This is a genomic window from Viridibacillus sp. FSL E2-0187, assembly GCF_038006425.1.
In the GTDB taxonomy this organism is placed as follows: domain Bacteria; phylum Bacillota; class Bacilli; order Bacillales_A; family Planococcaceae; genus Viridibacillus; species Viridibacillus arvi.
This window is the reverse complement of sequence record NZ_JBBOVG010000002.1, coordinates 552,529-570,630: the sequence shown is the minus strand read 5'-3', so window position 1 is coordinate 570,630 and position 18,102 is coordinate 552,529. Positions and strand designations below refer to the sequence as shown.

Below are 18,102 nucleotides of genomic sequence, written 5' to 3'. Positions count from 1 at the left end.
TTCTGTATTTTATATAATGTATATTTCTCATAAAAAAACCCTTCCACTGATTATTCATCAGTCGAAGGGTTATTTGCTAATTCAATCTGGCGTTGCTGTTCCGCTCTTAAGTACTTGCGGTAGCCTGCGCGGGAAATAAGGATACTAATCTCATATAAAATACATAGTGGTAATGTTACAAACATGTGAGACATAATATCTGGCGGTGTAATGATAGCAGCAATGACTAGTAAGATAAAGTACGCGTATTTCCGTACTTTAGCCAACATCATTGGTGTGATTATACCTAAACGTGTTAGGAATAAAACCACTATTGGCAATTGGAATATTACTCCGAAAGGTAAAGTGATTTGCATTAAAAATTGGAAGTATTCATTGATTCCAATCGTTTGCTGAACATCTAATTCCACAGACATTTGCATCATAAACTTAATAATATATGGGAATAATACTTCGTAAGAAAATACTACTCCGCCTAAGAAAAGTAACACACTATAAGGAATATAGCTCAATGTTACTCTACGTTCTTTTTCATATAAACCCGGACTGATAAATGACCAAATCTGATACAAAATAATAGGTGATGTTATGATAACAGATAAAATGAAAATAACTTGGAAATAGACTTTGACTGGATCTGTTACTTTAAATGAATGCAATTGTAATTGTTGTGCTTCTTCACTATTAAATTGTAAAAAGTGGATTAACGGTTCTGCTAAGAAAAAGCTACCAACCACACTAATAACAAAGAAAACGGCAACAATGTATAACCGTTTTCTTAATTCTTCTATATGTTCGATAATCGTTAGTTCATTATTGTTCATCCAACTAACATCCTAACTTATTTTTCTTCTACTTTTTTAGTTTCGATGACTTTTTTTGATTCATCTTCATCATCAGCTAAACCTTTAGTAGCGTTTTTGAATTCGCGGAGAGTAGAACCCATTGCTTTTCCAAGCTCAGGTAATTTCTTCGGTCCGAAAATAAGTAGGGCTACAATCCCAATGATAATAGCACTCCCTGGGCCAATTCCCATAACAGACACCTCCTCATAATATGCTATTATTTTAACTCATTTCGATAAATTATGCTATTTTATTTATGTGAATATTTCGAGTTATTCTTCATCATTTCGCATGAAATATATGAGCGTTTGTAACTCGATAGATAAGTCAATCGTATGCACCCGGATTGAATCCGGTACTGATATTCTAATTGGTGTGAAGTTTAATATACCTCTGACATTCATCTTCACTAGACGATCTGTCATCATCTGAGCAGATCGTGACGGTACTGTTAAGATAGGAAGCTCTGCTCCGTACTCAACAAACTTCTCCTCTAAAGCATCTGGATGATAAACAGGTATACCACTTATCATTTTACCTTCTAGTGGAGCTTTTGTATCAAATGCAACGACAATTTTCGTATTATGATTCTTTTGAAAGTTATATTTCAAAAAGGCATTTCCTAAATTCCCTACTCCTATTAGTGCTACATTCATACGCTCATCTTGGTCTAAAATATTTCTAAAAAACGCCAGCATTTTCTGGACGTCGTAGCCGTAGCCCTTTTTGCCAAGCGCTCCAAAATGAGAAAAGTCTCTACGAATGGTCGCAGAATCAATTTTCATCGCTTCACTTAATTCTTTTGAAGAGACGCGTTCCTGCCCTGCTTTAGCGAAGTTTTGAATAAATCGATAATAGAGAGGAAGCCTTTTTGTCGTAGCTTGTGGAATTTTAGTTGATTCGTGTTTCACACAGTTTCCTCCTGCAATCAATCCGAAATCGTTTCAATATTACATGACGATTGTGATCCTGTAAAGTTATCTCATTGCACCCTACTGCGCAATCCGATAAACTAAGATTGAACTGAGGTGTCTAAAATGATTGTTTTACAAGTCAATCAATTATATAAATCTTACATTGCGGACGAAATTTTAAGCGGCGTTAAGCTAGAAGTACAGCATCGAGATCGTGTTGCACTTGTTGGCCGTAACGGCGCTGGTAAATCTACATTACTGAAAATTATAGCGGGTCAGCTTTCTTATGATTCTGGTGATATCATAATGCCAAAAGATGTTCGCCTAGGATATTTAGAACAGCATGCTGGTTTAGAATCTTCTCTAACTATATGGGAAGAGATGATGACTATTTTCGAACCAATAAAAAAACAAGAACAGCAGTTACGAAACTTAGAGCATAAAATGGCTGATCCAGCTGTTTATGAGGATGCAGAAACTTATGCTAAGGTAATGGCTGAGTACGATCAGTTACAGCATGACTTCAAAGAGCAAGGTGGCTATCAATACGAAGCCGATACACGCTCCGTTCTGCATGGTATGCAATTCTATCCAGCTGATTATGATAAGTATATTTCTGCCCTTTCTGGTGGACAGCGTACGCGTCTTGCCCTTGCAAAGCTTCTTTTAACTAAACCTGATTTGCTAATCTTGGACGAACCTACTAACCATCTAGACATTGAAACATTAAGCTGGCTTGAAAACTATTTAAAAAATTATGACGGGGCTATTTTAATCGTATCACATGACCGCTATTTCTTGGACCAAGTTGTATCTATTGTGTACGAAGTTTCTCGTCATTATGTCACAAAGTTCACAGGTAACTATAGTCGCTACTTAGATGAGAAAGCGAAAAACTATGAACGTGATATGAAACTATTCGAAAAGCAACAAGATGAAAAAGCAAAATTAGAAGTCTTTATCCAAAAAAATATTGCTCGAGCTTCAACGACAAAAATGGCTCAAAGCCGACGTAAAGTACTAGAGAAAACGGATTGGATGGATTCACCTGATGGCGATGAAAAATCAGCAACATTTACCTTTGGCATCGACCGACAAAGTGGTAATGATGTACTTGCAGTGAATGATGTGGCGATAGGCTATGAAGGAAAATTAGTATCCCAACATATTAATATGCGTATTTTCCGCGAAGATCGCATCGCGCTTGTTGGACCAAATGGTGTTGGTAAATCTACACTGCTAAAAACCATTGTGAAGGACAAACCTGTACTTGCAGGAGACATTCATTATGGTACGAATATTCAAATCGGTTATTATGACCAAGAGCAAGCGAAACTTACAAGCAACAAAACTGTTTTAAAAGAGCTCTGGGATGAATGGCCATTGATGAACGAAAAAGACATTCGCACAGTGCTAGGTCGTTTCCTATTCTCTGGTGATGATGTTAGTAAAATCGTACAAGATTTATCGGGTGGGGAAAAGGCACGTCTCGCACTCGCGAAACTAATGCTTCAAAAATGTAATTTCCTTATTCTTGATGAACCGACGAACCATTTAGACTTAGATAGTAAAGAAATATTGGAAAATGCGCTCATCGATTACCCAGGCACATTACTATTTGTTTCGCATGACCGTTATTTCATTAATCGTATTGCTACAAAAGTTATTGATTTATCAGCGGATGGAAGCTTTGAATATTTAGGTGATTATGATTATTTTTTAGAGAAGAAAAAAGAGCTTGAAGAATTAGCAGCTGAAAAACTCGCTGCAATGCCTCTCCCAAAAGAGCAAGCTCCAGAGAAAGTGACTACAAATGGAAAAATCGATAAGGAAGCCAAAAAGAAAGAACGCCAAATTCGTCGACGAATTGAAGAGATTGAAGATAGTATGGCAAACTATGAAGAGCAAATCCGTTTCATAGAAGAGCAACTGTGCGATCCAGAAATCTTTCCTGATCACGAAAAAGTAATGGCCCTTCAACAACAGCTAGATGAAACCAAACAAGAGCATGAAACAGCTGAAATGGAATGGCTAGAACTAAACGAACAACTTGAAATGTTTTAAAAGAAAACCGCGTGTCGATGAGCACGCGGTTTTTGTCGTATAAGAACAATTCATGTCCCATATATAGGTCAAGAAGAAAATTTACGCATTTTTTATCCACTGGGTTATACACATTATAAATCCTTTATTCCCAGTGTATTAACATAGTTATACACACTATTCACAGTATAAATTTATTTTATACACATTTTGTTGTGTAAAAGACAATACTATATATTGAAAACACACACTTTATCCACAACTTATCCACAGATTGTGCATAAGTACGGATGTTCGCATTTTTCGACCTGTGTTCCCATTTTATGAAAAAAAGATCACTTTCTGACGAAAGTAATCTTTTCCCATACACAATTTAGTTTTAGAAAATAGTAGTGATATTATTTATGCCAAGATACTAATTCCATACCTGGGCGTCCATTCATTCCCATATCGCTACGTTTTCCAGCTTCAAACATAAATGTACCGGCAGCAGCAATCATCGCAGCATTATCTGTACATAGCTTAAGTGGAGGCACATAAAAAGGAATACCTTCATTAGCAAATGTTTCTTCTAATGATTTACGCAGACCTTTATTGGCAGAAACACCTCCAGCTGCAATTACTTGCTTCACATTGAACTGACGCGTTGCTCGTAATGTTTTAGCTGTTAATACTTCTACAACACTATCTTGGAACCCTTTGGCAACATGCAATGGATTCACTTCAATGCCTCGTTGCTCGGCATTATGCTTATAGTTAATTACTGCAGATTTTAAACCACTAAAACTGAAATCATATGAATCCTCTTCCAGCCAAACTCTAGGAAATTTAACTGCTTCATCACTCTCATGCGCCATACGATCAATGTGCGGGCCACCTGGATATTGAATATTCAATACACGAGCTACCTTATCATAAGCCTCACCAGCAGCATCATCACGTGTTTCTCCGATCAATTCAAATGAGCCATGCTCCTTCATAAAAACAAGTTCTGTATGTCCACCAGATACGACTAGAGCAAGTAAAGGGAATTCCATCGGCTGCATTAAAGCATTCGCATATATATGCCCTGCAATATGATGCACGCCTATTAATGGAAGGCCATTAGCAAATGCAAAAGCCTTCGCCGCATTAATACCGATTAAAAGTGCACCAACTAACCCAGGCCCCTCAGTAACAGCTACCGCATCCAAATCCTCAGGCTTCATATTCGCCTGCGCTAATGCCTCTTCAATCACAAGTGTCACTTGCTCTACATGGTGTCTTGAAGCAATTTCTGGTACAACACCACCAAAACGTTTATGACTCTCAATTTGAGATGCCACTACATTTGACACTATTTCACACCCATTTTTGACAATAGAAGCTGCTGTTTCATCACAACTACTTTCGATTCCTAATATATATCGATTTTCCATTATAAATTCACCCACATGACAAGAGCGTCCTCTTGATTATCTGTATAGTATCCTTTACGGATACCTCCATCTTGAAAGCCAAGTTTACGATAAAGATTTTGGGCAACTTTATTTGTAACACGTACTTCTAAACTCATGACGACAACTGCCCGTTCACGAGCGATACGAATTGCTTCACGCATTAGCCCTTCACCTATTCCTAAACCCCTAGCAGATGCCGTTACTGCCACATTTGTAATTTGACTTTCATCTAATACAATCCACATGCCACAAAACCCTATAATCTGCTCTGTGCCGTCCACAGCAACAACATAGGTAGCTTGTGTATTGGTAGTCATTTCATGATAAAAAGAATCCATCGTCCACGGTGAAGGAAATACTTCAACTTCAATTGCATGCACTGCTGGTACATCCGCCACTGTCATCTCTCGATAAGTAATCATCGTTTCACCTATTACTGACCTTTCTGTTCTTTTATCCAATTTGCCTCAGCCTCTGCTAAACGACGATATTGAGGTACAAATGAATGTACAGCTTCAATATCAGGCAATTCTTGTTGTGAAGCCAATTGTATAAGCTGACTGGCACTAGGCAGATCTAAAGTAAAAGGTGCACGTACCGCATGGTTTCCTAATTGGGCTAGAATTGATTCCCAAAATAAATCCACGTCATGCCCAACGAACATTACCGGTACATTTAATTCCTTTAATTTTTCAAGTAAGCCTTGCAAGCTATAATGCCCATCCTCAACTACTGACGTTAGACCTGCAGTCATATTATATGCACCTGCATAGACATTTTGTCTTCTCGCATCGATAATAGAGCATACAACTCCATTATAGAGTGCTGCATTTGCTGCTAAAAGCTTTAAGCTAGAAATACCAACTAGTGGCTTTTTCAGTGTCCAAGCAAGTGTCTTAGCAATCGTAACACCAATACGCACACCAGTATAAGAACCAGGACCCTCACCGACTGCAATTGCATCAATTTCAGCTGGTTTCATCTTTGTTCTTTCAAACAATCGCTCAATCGCTGGCATAGCCCCGATTGAATGATTTAATTTAATATTCGCTACTTCCTCCGCTACAACTTGACCATCTTTTACAATGGCTACAGCTAACGGGTAATTCGATGTATCTATTCCTAACCAAATCATTTCATTAACTCCTCACACAATCGTTCATAACGCTTTCCGATTGGTTTCAATAAAAATCGTCTTTTATTCTCATCTATTCGATGTATTTCAATCCCTAGACGTTCAGCAGGTAGATCTTGTTCAATTAGATGAGCCCATTCTATTACAGACACGGCATCACCGAAAAACAACTCATCCCAGCCCAAATCTTCATCGCTATCAGCTAGTCGATAGACATCTAAATGATTGAATGGCAACCTACCTTCATATTGCTTTAATATTGTAAAGGTTGGGCTATTCACTGTACGTGTAATTCCCAATCCCTTAGCCAAAGACTGTGTAAAAGTTGTCTTACCTGCACCAAGATCTCCTTCAAGTGTAATCGTATCCTGTGCTTCCAGCAAATCAGCCAGTTTCAAAGCAAGACTTTTTGTTTCTTCTAATGAATTAACCAATATCTCCATTGTCATTCGACCTTATCCTCTCAAACTTACATTAACTATAGTTTACCTAAAGCATCGCAAATGTTCAAAGTGAACGGGCTAAAAATTTTTAGACATAAAAAAATAACACAGCTACATTAGCTGTGTTTACATTTGAATTTAAAAGTAAATGGCGGTCCGGACGGGACTCGAACCCGCGACCTCCTGCGTGACAGGCAGGCATTCTAACCAACTGAACTACCGGACCATTTCTTTAAGACAAGATTTATTATATCAGCTATTCTACGCTTTAGCAATAGTTTTTCATAAAAAAAACTACTTTTATATAAAATATTTTCGCTTTATCCAGCTAATATTGTATGATTCAAGTATTTCTAACACTTTAAGCTACCTACCATTAATAGTTTCATTAATGAAGTTACATTAACTCTCTTTAAATAAGAATATCCATAAGTTGTAAGTCTCAAACTTTCTTAACTAATGAATTTCCTTTGCCAAGTAAATTGGGATCACTATATTTACCATCTCATCATTTATATTAGCCATAGGAATAAAACTACTAAACAAGCTCCTCTGATTCAGGCAATAAAACCAGCGGAATTTAATAACAATATAAAAATCGCATTTAATGATAAATTACTCTCATATACCATTACATTATAAAAAATAAAAAAGCACAACTGATTAAATCAGCTGTGCTTTAATGTGCCTAGCAACGTCCTACTCTCACAGGGGGAAACCCCCAACTACCATCGGCGCTAAAGAGCTTAACTTCCGTGTTCGGCATGGGAACGGGTGTGACCTCTTTGCCATCATCACTAGACTATATTCGACTTCCAATACACATCGTATTACTTGTGTCTTGAAAATCTTTTATAGAGAACTTGTTCTCTCAAAACTGGATAAATTACATTGAAGTTAGTTAAGTAAAATTTGGTTAAGTCCTCGATCTATTAGTATTCGTCAGCTCCGTATGTCGCCACACTTCCACCTCGAACCTATCTACCTCATCGTCTTTGAGGGATCTTACTTACTTGCGTAATGGGAAATCTCATCTTGAGGGGGGCTTCATGCTTAGATGCTTTCAGCACTTATCCCGTCCACACATAGCTACCCAGCGATGCCCTTGGCAGAACAACTGGTACACCAGCGGTGTGTCCATCCCGGTCCTCTCGTACTAAGGACAGCTCCTCTCAAATTTCCTACGCCCACGACGGATAGGGACCGAACTGTCTCACGACGTTCTGAACCCAGCTCGCGTACCGCTTTAATGGGCGAACAGCCCAACCCTTGGGACCGACTACAGCCCCAGGATGCGATGAGCCGACATCGAGGTGCCAAACCTCCCCGTCGATGTGGACTCTTGGGGGAGATAAGCCTGTTATCCCCGGGGTAGCTTTTATCCGTTGAGCGATGGCCCTTCCATGCGGAACCACCGGATCACTAAGCCCGTCTTTCGACCCTGCTCGACTTGTAGGTCTCGCAGTCAAGCTCCCTTATGCCTTTACACTCTACGAATGATTTCCAACCATTCTGAGGGAACCTTTGGGCGCCTCCGTTACTCTTTAGGAGGCGACCGCCCCAGTCAAACTGCCCGCCTGACACTGTCTCCTACCCCGCTAAGGGGCATGGGTTAGAAGTTCAATACATCTAGGGTAGTATCCCACCAACGCCTCCTCCGAAGCTGGCGCTCCGGAATCTCTGGCTCCTACCTATCCTGTACAAGATGTATCAAAATTCAATATCAGGCTACAGTAAAGCTCCACGGGGTCTTTCCGTCCTGTCGCGGGTAACCTGCATCTTCACAGGTACTATAATTTCACCGAGTCTCTCGTTGAGACAGTGCCCAGATCGTTACGCCTTTCGTGCGGGTCGGAACTTACCCGACAAGGAATTTCGCTACCTTAGGACCGTTATAGTTACGGCCGCCGTTTACTGGGGCTTCAATTCGCACCTTCGCTTGCGCTAAGCACTCCTCTTAACCTTCCAGCACCGGGCAGGCGTCAGCCCCTATACGTCACCTTACGGTTTTGCAGAGACCTGTGTTTTTGCTAAACAGTCGCCTGGGCCTATTCACTGCGGCTCTCTCGGGCTTTCACCCTACTAGAGCACCCCTTCTCCCGAAGTTACGGGGTCATTTTGCCGAGTTCCTTAACGAGAGTTCTCTCGCACACCTTAGGATTCTCTCCTCGACTACCTGTGTCGGTTTGCGGTACGGGCACCTTTTACCTCGCTAGAGGCTTTTCTTGGCAGTGTGAAATCAGGAACTCCGGACATACGTCCTCGTCATCACAGCTCAACGTTATAGAAATGGGATTTGCCTCATTTCACGCCTCACTGCTTGAACATGCATAACCAACAGCATGCTTACCCTATCCTACTGCGTCCCCCCATTGCTCAAATGGTAAATAGGTGGTACAGGAATATCAACCTGTTGTCCATCGCCTACGCCTATCGGCCTCGGCTTAGGTCCCGACTAACCCTGAGCGGACGAGCCTTCCTCAGGAAACCTTAGTCATTCGGTGGACGGGATTCTCACCCGTCTTTCGCTACTCATACCGGCATTCTCACTTCTAAGCGCTCCACCAGTCCTTCCGGTCTGACTTCACAGCACTTAGAACGCTCTCCTACCACGGACATCTAAGATGTCCATCCACAGCTTCGGTGAATTGTTTAGCCCCGATACATTTTCGGCGCAGCGTCACTCGACCAGTGAGCTATTACGCACTCTTTAAATGATGGCTGCTTCTGAGCCAACATCCTGGTTGTCTAAGCAACGTCACATCCTTTTCCACTTAACAATTACTTTGGGACCTTAGCTGGTGGTCTGGGCTGTTTCCCTTTTGACTACGGATCTTATCACTCGCAGTCTGACTCCCGTGCATAAATCACTGGCATTCGGAGTTTGTCTGAATTCGGTAATCCGGGATGGACCCCTAGTTCAAACAGTGCTCTACCTCCAGGATTCTCTATCACGAGGCTAGCCCTAAAGCTATTTCGGAGAGAACCAGCTATCTCCAGGTTCGATTGGAATTTCTCCGCTACCCACACCTCATCCCCGCACTTTTCAACGTACGTGGGTTCGGGCCTCCAGTAAGTGTTACCTTACCTTCACCCTGGACATGGGTAGATCACCTGGTTTCGGGTCTACAACCACATACTCATTCGCCCTATTCAGACTCGCTTTCGCTACGGCTCCGTCTTCTAAAACTTAACCTCGCATGTAATCGTAACTCGCCGGTTCATTCTACAAAAGGCACGCTATCACCCATTAACGGGCTCTAACTACTTGTAGGCACATGGTTTCAGGATCTATTTCACTCCCCTTCCGGGGTGCTTTTCACCTTTCCCTCACGGTACTGGTTCACTATCGGTCACTAGGTAGTATTTAGCCTTGGGAGATGGTCCTCCCAGATTCCGACGGAATTTCACGTGTTCCGCCGTACTCAGGATACACTCAAGAGAGAATGAACTTTCAACTACAGGGCTGTTACCTGCTCTGGCGGGCCTTTCCAGACCGCTTCGTTTAACTCATTCCTTTGTAACTCCATATAGAGTGTCCTACAACCCCAAGAGGCAAGCCTCTTGGTTTGGGCTATTCCCGTTTCGCTCGCCGCTACTCAGGGAATCGATTTTTCTTTCTCTTCCTCCAGGTACTTAGATGTTTCAGTTCCCTGGGTCTGCCATCAAGACGCTATGTATTCACGTCAAGATACTGCTCCATTACGAACAGTGGGTTCCCCCATTCGGAAATCTCCGGATCAAAGCTCACTTACAGCTCCCCGAAGCATATCGGTGTTAGTGCCGTCCTTCTTCGGCTCCTAGTGCCAAGGCATCCGCCATGCGCCCTTAATAACTTAACCTAAAAGTTAGTTATTAAGCCTAAAAAACTTAATAATAAAAAATGTGTTACTTAATTTGCTTCAATGTCGTTTTATCCAGTTTTCAAAGAACAAGGTTTTGAAGATCATTTTACAATGAGCCTTCAAAACTGAACGCAAGACGTTAATCGACAGATCCAAGATCTGTTTCCGTAATTATCCTTAGAAAGGAGGTGATCCAGCCGCACCTTCCGATACGGCTACCTTGTTACGACTTCACCCCAATCATCTATCCCACCTTCGGCGGCTGGCCCCATAAAGGTTACCTCACCGACTTCGGGTGTTACAAACTCTCGTGGTGTGACGGGCGGTGTGTACAAGGCCCGGGAACGTATTCACCGTGGCATGCTGATCCACGATTACTAGCGATTCCGGCTTCATGTAGGCGAGTTGCAGCCTACAATCCGAACTGAGAACGATTTTATGAGATTAGCATACCCTCGCGAGTTAGCGACTCTTTGTATCGTCCATTGTAGCACGTGTGTAGCCCAGGTCATAAGGGGCATGATGATTTGACGTCATCCCCACCTTCCTCCGGTTTGTCACCGGCAGTCACCTTAGAGTGCCCAACTAAATGATGGCAACTAAGATCAAGGGTTGCGCTCGTTGCGGGACTTAACCCAACATCTCACGACACGAGCTGACGACAACCATGCACCACCTGTCACCAATGTCCCCGAAGGGAAAACTCTATCTCTAGAGCGGTCATTGGGATGTCAAGACCTGGTAAGGTTCTTCGCGTTGCTTCGAATTAAACCACATGCTCCACCGCTTGTGCGGGCCCCCGTCAATTCCTTTGAGTTTCAACCTTGCGGCCGTACTCCCCAGGCGGAGTGCTTAATGCGTTAGCTGCAGCACTAAGGGGCGGAAACCCCCTAACACTTAGCACTCATCGTTTACGGCGTGGACTACCAGGGTATCTAATCCTGTTTGCTCCCCACGCTTTCGCGCCTCAGTGTCAGTTACAGACCAGAAAGTCGCCTTCGCCACTGGTGTTCCTCCAAATCTCTACGCATTTCACCGCTACACTTGGAATTCCACTTTCCTCTTCTGCACTCAAGTCTCCCAGTTTCCAATGACCCTCCACGGTTGAGCCGTGGGCTTTCACATCAGACTTAAGAAACCACCTGCGCGCGCTTTACGCCCAATAAATCCGGACAACGCTTGCCACCTACGTATTACCGCGGCTGCTGGCACGTAGTTAGCCGTGGCTTTCTAATAAGGTACCGTCAAGGTACGTTCAGTTACTAACGTACTTGTTCTTCCCTTACAACAGAGTTTTACGATCCGAAAACCTTCATCACTCACGCGGCGTTGCTCCATCAGACTTTCGTCCATTGTGGAAGATTCCCTACTGCTGCCTCCCGTAGGAGTTTGGGCCGTGTCTCAGTCCCAATGTGGCCGATCACCCTCTCAGGTCGGCTATGCATCGTTGCCTTGGTAGGCCATTACCCCACCAACTAGCTAATGCACCGCGGGCCCATCTAGTAGTGACAGCCGAAACCGCCTTTCAGCATTTTGCCATGTGACAAAATGGATTATTCGGTATTAGCCCCGGTTTCCCGGAGTTATCCCAATCTACTAGGTAGGTTGCCCACGTGTTACTCACCCGTCCGCCGCTAAATCAGAAGAAGCAAGCTTCTTCATCATTCGCTCGACTTGCATGTATTAGGCACGCCGCCAGCGTTCGTCCTGAGCCAGGATCAAACTCTCCATAAAAGTAGTTTGAAAGCTCATTAGCTTTGCTAGCGTATCATCCGAAGATGATATCTATTTTTGTTTTGACCCACCAACAAGTTGATGTCCAAAAACGTTTATTGATTAACGTCTTGCATGTTCAGTTTTCAAGGTTCATAAATTATATTGGAGCGGGTGAAGAGAATCGAACTCTCGACAACAGCTTGGAAGGCTGTGGTTTTACCACTAAACTACACCCGCATTGATATTATAATTTTTAAAAAATATGGCGCGCCCGGCAGAAGTCGAATCCACAACCTTCTGATCCGTAGTCAGACGCTCTATCCAATTGAGCTACGGGCGCATATCGTATATTATATATTGTAAGGGTTTTGGTGCGGTCGAGAGGACTTGAACCTCCACCGAGTAAACCTCGACTAGGCCCTCAACCTAGCGCGTCTGCCATTCCGCCACGGCCGCATTTCAATTGAAACATGTAGGTTATATTATATCACCTTAAAACATAATGTCAAGTTAAAATGGTGAGTCATGCAGGATTCGAACCTGCGACCCTCTGATTAAAAGTCAGATGCTCTACCAACTGAGCTAATGACTCGTAGCTTGAAGAATGGAAATGGCTGGGGTACCTGGATTCGAACCAGGGCATGACGGAATCAAAATCCGTTGCCTTACCGCTTGGCTATACCCCAAAAAGTAAATGGCGGTCCGGACGGGACTCGAACCCGCGACCTCCTGCGTGACAGGCAGGCATTCTAACCAACTGAACTACCGGACCATATAAAATTGGTGACCCCTACGGGATTCGAACCCGTGTTACCGCCGTGAAAGGGCGGTGTCTTAACCGCTTGACCAAGGGGCCATATGGCTCCGAAGGTAGGACTCGAACCTACGACCGTCCGGTTAACAGCCGGATGCTCTACCACTGAGCTACTTCGGAAAACATGTTGCATTTTGTTACATTTTGTCGTCATCACCTTGTCGACTTTTATTATTATAGACAGGTATTCAAAAAAGGTCAAGCGTTTTTCTAAAAAAACTTTCAACTAATTTGTTCAATGTGCCCTGAACACCTGCTACAACGGTATTTAGCGGGGTTCATTCTTTTTTTTCTAACATAGTTTGTACCGCATTTTATACATATATAAGTATAACTTTTATTAGAGCTTCTTCCCTTTATCTCTGATAAATTAGAGCAGTATCTAGGAGCATTAGTGTTCTTTAAGAGAAATCGAAAATCTGCATCACGGTGTTTATATCCCTTTCCTTCTATATGAAGATGATAATGACATAGCTCATGACGAATAATCCCTTCTACTTCCTGAATGCCAAACTTTTCAAATGATTTCGGGTTAATCTCTATATTATGTGATTGTAACAAGTATCTACCTCCAGTAGAACGTAATCGCTTATTAAAATAGGCTTGATGTCTAAAAGGCTTATGGAATACGTTTATGGAGATTTCTATTACAAGATTTTGTAGTTCTTCATCGGTCATATTATCCTGCCCTTTCTTCTATAAAATAAACCTCGCTTTAATGCGAGGTTTATTTTTCTGCTATTTTAATCGATTTGTTTTGCTGGAGGAAGCATCGTTAATGCAATTCTCCCTTTATCCTTTTCAATCTTTTCTACCCATACGGTTACGATGTCACCAAGAGCCACTACATCTAAAGGATGTTTTACAAAACCATTTTTCAATTTAGAAATATGGACAAGACCATCTTGTTTAACACCGATATCAACAAAAGCACCGAAATCCACTACGTTACGTACTGTCCCTTGCATCTCCATTCCTGGTTGCAAATCTTCCATTTTCAAAATATCTTTCTTCAATAATGGTTGCGGGAATGCATCGCGTGGATCACGTGATGGCTTCATCAATGTATCGATGATATCTTTTAATGTTACTTCTCCTACATCCCACTGCGAGCTTAAAGTTGAAATATCTAAGTTAGCTAGCGCTTTTTCAGCTTCCGTTGAACCTAGCTGTTCCTTCTTAATAGAAGCAACTTCGAGTAGTTTGTTTGCAAGATCATAACTTTCTGGGTGAATACCCGTTGCATCTAACGGGTTTTTCGCCTCAGAAATTCGTAAGAAACCAATTGCTTGTTCATACGTTTTAGCTCCCAAGCGCGGAATTTTCTTCAACTGTGTACGAGCTGTAAATTTCCCATTTTCACCACGGACTTTAACAATATTTTCTGCAACTGTTTTTGATAACCCTGATACATATTGTAAAAGTGAAGATGAAGCAGTGTTCACATCTACACCAACTTGGTTAACAGCTGTTTCAACGATGAACGTTAATGAGTCTGCAAGCTTCTTCTGAGATACATCATGCTGGTATTGCCCCACACCTACCGCTTTCGGTTCAATTTTTACGAGCTCGGCGAGTGGATCTTGTAATCTTCTCGCAATAGAGACTGCACTGCGTTGTTCAACCTGTAAATCAGGGAACTCTTCACGCGCTACTTCTGAAGCGGAATACACACTCGCTCCAGCCTCATTGACGATAACATAAGCTGTTTCACTATTTAACTCTTTCAAACATTCCGCTACAAACTGCTCTGACTCACGGGAAGCTGTTCCATTACCAATTGCGATAATAGATATTGGGTACCTTTGTAATATGTCCTTGAATACCTTTTTGGATTGTATAGGATCTGCTTTTGGCGGATGCGGGTAGATTACAGAGATTTCAAGCATTTTACCTGTATCATCCACCACAGCCAATTTACAACCCGTTCGATATGCTGGGTCAAGCCCCAGTACAAAGCGATCTTTTAATGGCGGTTGTAATAGTAGATTACGTAAATTCTCAGAGAAAATATGAATCGCTTGAGCCTCCGCCTTCTCCGTCAACTCTCCACGCAATTCTCTTTCAATTGAAGGTTGAATTAATCGTTTGTAAGCATCTTCAATGGCTAATTCAACTTGTTTAGCTGCTGGTGAGGATGTCCGCGGGATCCATTCTGTACACATCAATTGATGAACACGCTCAGCTGGTACGGCTATGTTAATTTTCAAAATATCTTCTTTTTCACCGCGATTAATAGCTAATATACGGTGGGGAACAATTTTATTAATTGGTTCTTCGTATTCATAGTACATTTCATAAACAGATTTTTCGTCTAAACTTGGATCTTTCACCGCTGAAAGAACCTTGCCATTTTGCCATGATAGCTTACGAATTTTCTCACGAATAGCAGCATCATCAGCAAAGCGCTCCGCTAAAATATCGCTAGCACCTTGCAAGGCTTCCTCAACCGACTCCACATTCTCATTGATATAAGGTGCAGCTAAATCAGCTAGTGAAGTAGCTGCAAATTTCATTAATTCATCCGCTAAAGGCTCTAACCCTTTTTCTTTAGCAATTGTCGCCTTTGTTCTACGTTTTTGTTTATAAGGACGATATAAGTCTTCAACTCGTTTTAAAATGGTTGCTGCCTCTATATCTTTTTTAAGTTCTTCAGTTAATTTACCTTGTTCATCGATAAGACGAAGCACTTCTTCTTTTCGTTGTTGAAGTTGTTGTAAATAATGATAACGGTCTTCGATTGCTTTAATTTGAACTTCATCAAGTGAACCAGTTGCTTCTTTACGATAACGTGCTATAAACGGCACAGTATTTGAGCCTTCTAACAATTCGATAACCGATTCTACTTGTTTTGGTCGGATGCTAAGTTCTCTCGAAATTAATTGCTGCATTTTTTTGTTGTCCATACAGTCACAACCTTTCTCTATCCTATTTATCTTATCATATAGGTAAGTTCAAAAACCTTTATCAGGTGGCTTTGTATCAACTTAAATTGAATTATCTTACAATAAATAAAAAGCCTACTCAAAAGAGCAGACTCCTAACATCAAAGTTTCTATTGTTATTTTTGGCTCTCGCCAACCATCACCGCTTTAATAAGGTGTCCAGTCTTTCAATACCCGCGCCATATTATCACCTCGAGTATGGCATAGATAGATATTCTTATATTACATAAACTTGCATATAACAATCATAAAACCATTAATCTAATTTAAATTAAATTTTTCTAATTACTACTGGTGGCACCAACGGCTTCTTGTAGCTTTCTAATCGCTTTCCTTTGTAATCTAGAAACATGCATTTGAGAAATTCCCAGACTTTCTCCTGCTTCCTTCTGACTTAATTGATCCAAATATGTAAGCTGGATGACTTGCTTTTCTTTTTCTGTTAAAACCGTCATAGCTTCAGCCACTATCATTCGGCGATTTGTTGTTTCGTATCCCTTATCTTCATTACCAACAATATCGAAAAGGGTCATAGAACTACCATCCGAATCGGATTCCAATGTATAATCCATCGATAATGCTTGATAACTCTGTCCCATTTCCATCGCTTCTAATACTTCTTCTTCTTCGACTCCCAAGTACTCTGCAATTTCATTCACATGCGGAGAACGCTGAAATTCTATTGTCAGTTGTTCTACCGCGGACTTTATACGTGGCCCAAGCTCTTTAATACGCCTTGGCACATGGACATCCCAAGATTTATCCCGTAAAAAACGCTTTATCTCACCAATAATTGTAGGAACTGCAAAAGCTTCAAAGTTACGACCAAAAGACACATCAAATCTTCTAATAGCACCAAGTAATCCAAGCATTCCTACTTGGACAATATCATCGTGGTAAGAACCACCTTTTGAATACTTTCTTGCAAGCGACTCAACTAAGTATTTATACTGTAAAACTAAATTAGTTTGCGCTTCATTATCTTCATTTTCTTGATATCTATTAATCCAATCTATAACTTGCTCTTTTGAGGCTGAATTAGAGGGTGATTTTTTCCACATTGTCAGTCACCTGCTCTCTGGCGACATATTTTGTCATTAAAACAGTAACGCCATTGTCATTAAGCACTTTTACCTCATCCATTAGAGTTTCAATTAAATAAAGACCTAGGCCACCTTCTCGAATAAATTGAACATCTTCTTCTTCATGATAAGGACCAACCCTCTTTTTCACTTCCTTAAAATCAAAGCTATATCCATAATCCGCTACCATGATTTCAATTTTTTCTTTATATAACGCACAACCTACTACGACTTCACCGTCATCATCTTCTTCATAAGCGTGTTGAATAGCATTAGTAATCGCTTCACTTGAAGCAATTTTCAAGTCTTCAATATCATCATAAGAAAAGCCAATTCGATTCGCTAAACCTGAAATGGTCAATCGTACAGCCCCTACATATTGAGGCTTCGCTGGTATTCTCATTTCAAAGTAATCAAATTCCTTCATGGTTAGTAGTCGCCTTCCCCTCTTCTTCAATATTCATAATGTCGCTTAGTCCAGTTATATTAAATAAACGATATAAACGTGGTGATAACCCTATCAATTTCACATCTCCACCAGCGCTGATTACGTTTTTATAAAAAGCCACTATAACACCTAATCCTGTACTATCCATATATACTACATCATGAAAGTCTAATTCAATCTGGATACTCTCAGTTAATTTCATGTTATTTAATTGCTCACGAAGCTTAGGTGCGGTGAAAGCATCTATTTCACCATTGACATAAGCTATACTTTTTCGTGCATCTACAGTTTCTAGTTTGAAATCCACATTAAAATCTCCTTCCATCTACTAATCTAGTTCAATTACTCATATATTACCCTATTATAATAACCTTAAACCTTTTCATTATTTTTTTATAAAAATTCTTGCATAAAATATCTCAGTATTCACCCT

Annotated in this window: 13 protein-coding genes, 9 tRNA genes and 3 rRNA genes; 1 reads left to right on the top strand and 24 read right to left on the bottom strand. The window is 41.2% G+C overall.

Annotated elements, in window-relative coordinates:
• Positions 1-50: 50 nt before the first annotated feature.
• From tatC to MHH85_RS22040, 3 genes are all read right to left on the bottom strand, one after another.
• Positions 51-824: a twin-arginine translocase subunit TatC gene (gene tatC / locus MHH85_RS22050; protein WP_340708513.1), complete on the bottom strand. Its 774-nt coding sequence runs from the start codon at positions 822-824 to the stop codon at positions 51-53.
• Positions 825-841: 17 nt separating this feature from the next.
• Positions 842-1,036, bottom strand: coding sequence for a twin-arginine translocase TatA/TatE family subunit (locus MHH85_RS22045; RefSeq protein ID WP_053418963.1), 195 nt, complete (start codon positions 1,034-1,036; stop codon positions 842-844).
• An 81-nt stretch (positions 1,037-1,117) separates the two neighbouring features.
• Positions 1,118-1,756, bottom strand: coding sequence for a redox-sensing transcriptional repressor Rex (locus MHH85_RS22040; RefSeq protein ID WP_340708512.1), 639 nt, complete (start codon positions 1,754-1,756; stop codon positions 1,118-1,120).
• 126 nt (positions 1,757-1,882) lie between these two features.
• On the opposite strand from MHH85_RS22040, the gene MHH85_RS22035 reads away from it, so the two are divergent.
• Positions 1,883-3,823, top strand: a complete 1,941-nt coding sequence (locus tag MHH85_RS22035) for an ABC-F family ATP-binding cassette domain-containing protein (RefSeq protein WP_340708511.1) — start codon at positions 1,883-1,885, stop codon at positions 3,821-3,823.
• Positions 3,824-4,200: 377 nt separating this feature from the next.
• On the opposite strand, the gene tsaD is transcribed toward MHH85_RS22035, so the two are convergent.
• From tsaD to MHH85_RS21930, 21 genes are all read right to left on the bottom strand, one after another.
• Positions 4,201-5,220 carry a tRNA (adenosine(37)-N6)-threonylcarbamoyltransferase complex transferase subunit TsaD gene (gene tsaD / locus MHH85_RS22030; protein WP_340708510.1) on the bottom strand — a complete coding sequence of 340 codons (1,020 nt, stop codon included), beginning with the start codon at positions 5,218-5,220 and terminating at the stop codon, positions 4,201-4,203.
• On the bottom strand, positions 5,220-5,663 hold the full coding sequence (gene rimI, locus MHH85_RS22025; RefSeq protein WP_340708544.1) for a ribosomal protein S18-alanine N-acetyltransferase: 444 nt from the start codon (positions 5,661-5,663) through the stop codon (positions 5,220-5,222). Before rimI ends, tsaD begins: the two co-directional genes overlap by 1 nt.
• 11 nt (positions 5,664-5,674) lie before the next feature.
• Positions 5,675-6,376, bottom strand: coding sequence for a tRNA (adenosine(37)-N6)-threonylcarbamoyltransferase complex dimerization subunit type 1 TsaB (gene tsaB / locus MHH85_RS22020; RefSeq protein ID WP_340708509.1), 702 nt, complete (start codon positions 6,374-6,376; stop codon positions 5,675-5,677).
• Positions 6,373-6,825, bottom strand: a complete 453-nt coding sequence (gene tsaE / locus MHH85_RS22015; protein WP_053418966.1) for a tRNA (adenosine(37)-N6)-threonylcarbamoyltransferase complex ATPase subunit type 1 TsaE — start codon at positions 6,823-6,825, stop codon at positions 6,373-6,375. Before tsaE ends, tsaB begins: the two co-directional genes overlap by 4 nt.
• A gap of 143 nt (positions 6,826-6,968) precedes the next feature.
• A tRNA-Asp gene (locus MHH85_RS22010) sits at positions 6,969-7,045 on the bottom strand.
• 460 nt (positions 7,046-7,505) lie between these two features.
• Positions 7,506-7,621: ribosomal RNA gene (rrf, locus tag MHH85_RS22005) — 5S ribosomal RNA — on the bottom strand.
• Between the two features lie 110 nt (positions 7,622-7,731).
• A 23S ribosomal RNA gene (locus tag MHH85_RS22000) occupies positions 7,732-10,661 on the bottom strand.
• A gap of 184 nt (positions 10,662-10,845) precedes the next feature.
• Positions 10,846-12,398 (bottom strand): 16S ribosomal RNA (locus MHH85_RS21995).
• Together the 16S, 23S and 5S rRNA genes with 9 tRNA genes alongside form the textbook arrangement of a ribosomal RNA operon.
• Positions 12,399-12,543: 145 nt before the next feature.
• Positions 12,544-12,617, bottom strand: a tRNA-Gly gene (locus MHH85_RS21990).
• Between the two features lie 26 nt (positions 12,618-12,643).
• Positions 12,644-12,720: transfer RNA gene (locus tag MHH85_RS21985), tRNA-Arg, on the bottom strand.
• Between the two features lie 29 nt (positions 12,721-12,749).
• Positions 12,750-12,836 (bottom strand) — tRNA-Leu (locus tag MHH85_RS21980).
• 60 nt (positions 12,837-12,896) lie between these two features.
• A tRNA-Lys gene (locus tag MHH85_RS21975) sits at positions 12,897-12,972 on the bottom strand.
• A 19-nt stretch (positions 12,973-12,991) separates the two neighbouring features.
• Positions 12,992-13,066, bottom strand: a tRNA-Gln gene (locus MHH85_RS21970).
• 9 nt (positions 13,067-13,075) lie between these two features.
• Positions 13,076-13,152 (bottom strand) — tRNA-Asp (locus MHH85_RS21965).
• A gap of 9 nt (positions 13,153-13,161) precedes the next feature.
• A tRNA-Glu gene (locus tag MHH85_RS21960) sits at positions 13,162-13,236 on the bottom strand.
• 3 nt (positions 13,237-13,239) lie between these two features.
• Positions 13,240-13,314 (bottom strand) — tRNA-Asn (locus tag MHH85_RS21955).
• Positions 13,315-13,416: 102 nt separating this feature from the next.
• A complete protein-coding gene (locus MHH85_RS21950; RefSeq protein ID WP_340708508.1) occupies positions 13,417-13,872 on the bottom strand; it encodes a SprT family protein in 456 nt (151 codons plus the stop codon).
• Between the two features lie 65 nt (positions 13,873-13,937).
• Positions 13,938-16,100, bottom strand: a complete 2,163-nt coding sequence (locus MHH85_RS21945) for a Tex family protein (RefSeq protein ID WP_340708507.1) — start codon at positions 16,098-16,100, stop codon at positions 13,938-13,940.
• A 320-nt stretch (positions 16,101-16,420) separates the two neighbouring features.
• Positions 16,421-17,200 (bottom strand): RNA polymerase sigma factor SigB, encoded by a 780-nt coding sequence (sigB, locus tag MHH85_RS21940; RefSeq protein WP_340708506.1) that lies wholly within the window; start codon positions 17,198-17,200, stop codon positions 16,421-16,423.
• Entirely contained in the window at positions 17,178-17,648 is a 471-nt protein-coding gene (gene rsbW / locus MHH85_RS21935) for an anti-sigma B factor RsbW (RefSeq protein WP_340708505.1), read from the bottom strand. Before rsbW ends, sigB begins: the two co-directional genes overlap by 23 nt.
• Complete coding sequence (locus tag MHH85_RS21930) at positions 17,635-17,994, bottom strand: STAS domain-containing protein (RefSeq protein WP_193737637.1); 360 nt, start codon at positions 17,992-17,994, stop codon at positions 17,635-17,637. Before MHH85_RS21930 ends, rsbW begins: the two co-directional genes overlap by 14 nt.
• Between the last annotated feature and the right edge of the window lie 108 nt (positions 17,995-18,102).